This window comes from Candidatus Syntrophosphaera thermopropionivorans, from assembly GCF_004353895.1.
Taxonomy (GTDB): domain Bacteria; phylum Cloacimonadota; class Cloacimonadia; order Cloacimonadales; family Cloacimonadaceae; genus Syntrophosphaera; species Syntrophosphaera thermopropionivorans.
Genome location: NZ_SMOG01000038.1, coordinates 1 through 4,807, shown reverse-complemented (window position 1 = coordinate 4,807; position 4,807 = coordinate 1). Strand labels below are relative to the sequence as shown.

The 4,807-nt window shown below is 35.9% G+C and carries 2 protein-coding genes; both read left to right on the top strand.

Features of this window, described 5'->3' with window-relative positions:
- The first annotated feature begins 146 nt into the window (after positions 1-146).
- Positions 147-2,480, top strand: a complete 2,334-nt coding sequence (locus E0946_RS06975) for a C25 family cysteine peptidase (protein ID WP_133201747.1) — start codon at positions 147-149, stop codon at positions 2,478-2,480.
- Positions 2,481-2,519: 39 nt separating this feature from the next.
- Positions 2,520-4,604, top strand: coding sequence for a choice-of-anchor J domain-containing protein (locus tag E0946_RS06970; RefSeq protein WP_133201746.1), 2,085 nt, complete (start codon positions 2,520-2,522; stop codon positions 4,602-4,604).
- Positions 4,605-4,807: the final 203 nt, after the last annotated feature.

Genomic DNA, 4,807 nt, shown 5'->3' with positions numbered 1-4,807 from the left:
ATGGTTGAAAATCTTGACAATATAATTAATAATAATAAGCATGAAAATTATAAAAACCATATACGGTCATAGTCTGCTATAGTTTGAATAGAAGCTAATCAAAAGTTATCTTATAGAATCTTAATAAGTTCAATAAAAGGTGAAAAATGAAAGAAACTATTCTATTTCTTATAATTGCTTTTTCACTTACTATTATAATGGCTGAAACTATAACTCTGGGAAATGGGAAAAATGGCATTTCGGTTTTAAGCTCTACCGAAAATGAAACTATTTTAGAATATACGATAGGCAAATTTGAAACATTAGCCGTTCAGATTGATAATATGACCTGGCACAATGTTTATTTACCAGGAGAAGGGATATTAGAGAATAAAGGGTACCCTCAATTACCAGTTTTTAATAGAAGCATTATCGTTAATGACAGGTCATTGATGAAGATAGAAATTCTGGATGTTGAATACCAAGATTTTGAATTAGCAGTAGCCCCTTCAAAAGGTATTATATATAGAAATGTCAATCCGAATACAGTTCCTTATGTATTTGATTCTATTTATCAGAAAGATAAATTTTATCCAGCAAATTTGGGAGAGCTTTCCGACCCCTATATCCTGAGAGATTACCGGGGAATAACTATCAAAACTTACCCTTTTGCTTATAATGCTTTTACTAAAACATTAAGAGTTTACACACATTATAAGATTAGAATTTACGCTGAAGGAGAGGACAATCGTAATACTATTTCTGTTCCTCGGAACTCAATAACTGTTGATTTTATTCCTATCTATGCAAATCATTTTCTCAATTGGGAACAACATCGCTATACTCCAGTGAACGATACTTTTGGTAAGATGCTGGTTATCTGTCACGGGAATTTTTTAAGTGAGATGACTAATTTTGTAAACTGGAAAAATCAAAAAGGCATACCCACAGAATTAATTGAATTTTCTACTATTGGGACTACTGCCACCCAACTTCAGACCTATATTCAGAATAGATATCTTGCTAACAGAGAAATCTCTTATATATTACTGGTAGGTGATTTAGCTTATATCCCCTCACCTACCTATGGTGCTGGTGAAAGTGATCCCTCTTACTCATTAGTAGCGGGAAATGATGCATATCCTGATATTTTTGTAGGACGTTTTTCGGCTGAATCAACTACTGATGTTATTACTCAGGTAAATAAAGTAATACATTACGAAAGAGACTTAAATAGCATGGACTCCTGGGTCCAAAATGCCTTTGGCATCGGCTCCTCCAGTGGAATTGGTGATGACGGTGAATATGATTATCAGCATATTGATAATATTAAGCAACTTCTGATTGCATATGGTTATAATACAGTAGATGAAATATATTACGATAGTGCAACTGCTTCACAAGTAACTAATGCCATCAATGCTGGTCGTGGATTTGGAAATTACTGCGGACATGGTTCTACTATAAACTGGGATACGACAGGATTTAATATCAATAATGTTAATGCTCTAAGCAATGGGTATATGACCCCTTTTATAATGAGTGTTGCTTGTTTAAATGGACATTTTGGCTCTAATTGCTTTGCTGAAGCCTGGCTTAGAAAATCAGGTGGAGGTGCTATTGCTTTTTATGGTAGCTCTATAAATCAAAGCTGGAATCCTCCGATGGAAGCGCAGGATGAAGTAACAAATTTACTCGTGGCTGAAGCTAAAACAACTATTGGCGGACTTTTCTTTAATGGCTGCTGTAGTATGATAGATGTTTATGGAACAGAAGGTGTAAATATTTTTAGAACCTGGAATATCTTTGGTGACCCTTCCCTTTTAGTAAGGACAAAAACACCTACACCTATGACCGTTACTCACCCTGCCACAATCTATTCTAGTTCCACTTCAATTATTGTTTCCACCGGCATTTCAAAGGCTCTGGTTTCTATGACTTATAATAATTGCATATATGGTAGAGGTTATACCAATGCTGCTGGAACTGTTTCTATTAATTTAATTAATGCACCATTAGGAAATTTGTCATATACAATTACAGTAACAGCTTTTAATTGCATTACTTATATCGGAGTTATTAACCAGATTATCCCTAATATTCCCTGGATGACTGTTTCTTCTGTAGTTTATGATGATGACAATAATGATATCCCAGAATACAATGAATCAGGATTCTTTGATGTAACTTTTTCCAATGTTGGCTCATCTTCCGCCAGCAATGTGAGCTGTGTCTTGTCTTGCTCCACTGCTGGTATAACAATCACTAATAATACCATAACTATTCCATTTTTAGCTGACAATGCTTCTACTATCATAGATAATGCTTTTGCTTTAAGTATTGCCGATAACATTGCTAATGGCACTGAAGCTAATTTCACCATTACTATGACTATAGGTGGTTACCCTCCCTGGACCTATGAATTTTTCCGAATCATTTCTGCTCCTGCACTGCAGTTTGGAGATATCACTATCTATGATCCCACAGGAAATAATAACTGAAGATTAGACCCAGGAGAAACGGTTACTATTTCTTTGCTTTTGAATAATATTGGTGGTTCTGTATCTCCTTCAGGAACAGCAACTATGTCCTGTTCTGATTCTGGCATAACTATAAATAACGGTTATGCAGTTTTTTCATCTATACCAGCTTCAAGTAATACCACTCTTTCTTTCAATCTAACTGCCAGTGCCAGTCTGACAATAGGAACCTTAATCACGCTGAACTTTAATGCTACCGCTGGAGCTTATACGGTTAATAAACTTGAACCTATAACCTTAGGACTTATATTAGAAGACTTTGAGACTGGAAACTTTAATGCTTTTGGCTGGACAATGGGAACCTATCCCTGGACTATAGATTCCAGCACTTATCATAGTGGTAACTATTCAGCTCGGAGTGGAAGTATAACCCATAGTCAATCCAGTACAATGGAAATAATAAGAATCTTGAGTTCGGTAGGGACGCTTTCTTTCTGGTATAAAGTTTCCTCAGAAGCCAATTATGATTTTCTTAAATTTTCAGTTGATGGAATAGTTCAGGGTAGTTGGTCAGGAACGGTAGATTGGACTCAAGTCAGTTTTCCTATTCCGGCAGGTCAGCATACTTTTAAATGGTCATATACTAAAGATGCATCTGAAAGTAGTGGTTCTGATTGTGCGTGGATAGATGATATTATCTTCCCTACATCTATAACATATACACCTCCAACCATAACCTATTCTCCCTCTTTTTTTATACAGAGGTTAAATCTTGATCAAACAGCCATACAAAACCTGACTATAGGAAAGACAGGAACTGGAACCTTAAACTTTACCGTTTCCCGACCTTCAGGTTCCACTACTATTCTGGATGAAAGTTTTGAAAATGGAGGCTCTATCCCTTCTGGCTGGACTCAGACCATTATTAATGGTTATGTTACCTGGACTTTTACTACAGGTGGATACAATGGACACCCTGCCTCAGCCTATGAGGGCACTTATAATGCCAGATTCTATTATAACAGTACTACCTCTCATACTACAAAATTAATTACACCATCTCTTAATCTTAGTGGAGCAGATAGTGCCACTTTAACCTTCTGGCATACACAAGAAGCGCGAAACGGCAATCAAGACCAGCTTAAAGTTTACTATAGGACCTCTTCTACTGCTCCCTGGAATCTTATTGCCAGTTATACCAATAGTATTGCCAATTGGACCCAGGAAACAATTAATCTTCCCAATCTTTCTTCCACTTATTATATTGCTTTTGAGGGTATCTCCCACTACGGTTATGGAGTCTGTGTGGATAAAGTAGTAGTGACTAAAACTTTAACTACGATGATTCCGACCTGGATCACGGTTTCAGGTGGAGGTTCTTATTCTGGAAGTATAGCCTATAATGAACCAGCTCAAGATATTCCTATAGGATTCAATTCTGTAGGTCTCAGTCCCAGTACTTATACTACAAACCTTACTATCTATAGTAACGATGCACTCCATCCCTCTATCACTATTCCTATTAACCTTATAGTTTCTCAAACCTCCCTCCCCATAATAGTGATTAATCCCTTAGCTATTAATTTTGGGACTGTGGCAATTAATAGTAATGTTCAGGAACAGTTCTCAATACAGAATACTGGAACAGCTATCCTTTCAGGAAATATCAGCACCCCTGAAGGCTACACAGTTTCTGATGCAACCTTAAAAGATAGTAAGGGAACCTTATTGTCCGGATATAATGATTATCCACGCAATACCTTGAGCTATTCAATCAATCCAGGTTCCAGCAAAATCTATAATCTCATTTTTTCTCCTGTATCGGCAACTACTTATTCAGGCAATGTAGTTATCACCAGTAACGATCCTAATAATCCTACTTTAAATATTGCGGTTACTGGTTCAGGTTATATCCCCAATATTCCTCCAATAGTAACTATATCTAATTCTGCTGCCGGTTTAGTTCTTAGCTGGAATGAGATTCCACACGCAACTCAATACCAGATATATCGCTCTACTTTAAGTCCTTATGAAGGTTTTGAATTAATTGCTTCCATCACTGAATTACAATATGTAGATTCAGAGATTCATAATCAAGCTTTCTACTATGTAATTGCAATCAGCACCCAAATTATTAACCAATGACAGGTCTTCAAAGAGTTAAATAAAATTAAGGCACAGTTTAATCCAATAAAATGTGAACGAAGTTATAAGTAAAATTATTCATAATTTACTGAAAAAAGATAGAGTTTTTTAAATGCATTATAGCCTTCAGATAGGAGAGAGATTTTTGCTTGACAGAACTGATAAATTAAGAATATATATTTTGTATAACGATTAAATTAAAG